This window comes from Corallococcus sp. CA041A, from assembly GCF_003612075.1.
Classification (GTDB): domain Bacteria; phylum Myxococcota; class Myxococcia; order Myxococcales; family Myxococcaceae; genus Corallococcus; species Corallococcus exiguus.
The window spans coordinates 1-1008 of sequence record NZ_RAWF01000560.1; the positions used below are offsets into that span (position 1 = coordinate 1).

1 protein-coding gene is annotated in these 1008 nt (G+C 72.0%); it reads right to left on the minus strand.

Translation table 11 applies throughout. From position 1 onward, the window contains the following. On the minus strand, positions 1-905 hold a 905-nt coding region (locus tag D7V77_RS42150; RefSeq protein WP_147452366.1), incomplete at its 3' end, for a metallophosphoesterase. Positions 906-1008: the final 103 nt, after the last annotated feature.

Consider the following 1008-nt stretch of genomic DNA (forward strand, 5'->3'; position numbering starts at 1 on the left):
CCCGCCGCCTCGTTGCGCACCGCGAAGCCTCCACCCCGGACCCCAATCGGATCCAACGGCGGAATGTGCATCGCCACCACGTGCACCGCGTCCCGCGCCTCCTCCAACCAACCGTCCAGCGCCTCCTCCACCATCGGATCCACCGTGCTGCTGCCGGAATCCACCAGGCTGAAGTGCACGCCATGGAAGGTGAAGTGCTGGCTGCCACGGCCCACCAGCCGCTGGTACTCGCGCGCGTCGTCCGTGAAGGTCTCGTGGTTGCCCAGCGTCGCGAACAAGGGAATCCGCGAGCCCGCCTCCAGCCGCTGCTGGAACTCCTCCAGCTGCTCGCGCGTCCCGTACTCCGTCAGGTCCCCCGCGAAGAAGATGAAGCGCAACGTGGGGTCCTGGTTCAGCCGCGCGTAGACGTCCCCCACCTTCGACAGCGCCTCCTGCACGTCCGCCAGCGCCGCGAACCGGAACGGCTCGCGCACGTCCCAGTCCGGCGGCGCCACGGTCAGCCGCATCGTCGTCCCCGGCCGCAGGGCCACGCGCCACGCCTTCACCGTCGGGTGCGCGTCCGGCATCGCAACCACCGTCAGCGGCGTGCCCGCTTCGTCCACGGCGTCCAGCACCGCGTCCGGCATCGCGTTGTGCACCATGAACAGCCAGTCCGTCCGCGCGTCCGCGCCCGCGGTGACTTTCGTGGTGAACACCGGCGCCTGCCCCCACAACTCCAGCGTCCCCGACGCCAGCGTCCGCACCGACGCGAGCCCGCCCTCCACCTCCACCGTCAGCGCGTCCGCTTCCGCCTGGCCCACGCGCGTGTCCCGCACCGCGCGGTCCTCGCTGGGGCGCACGCAGCTTGTGGACAGCAGCGCCGCCGTCAGGCCCAGCGCACCCAGTGCACGAAGTCCTCCGCTCACGTGTCACCTCCCACCGCGTACACCAGCGACACCCGCCCCATCAGCGCGCCACCCGCCTGCGCCTCCGCCGCCACGCCCCAGCGCTCCGTCACCAGCACGCGCC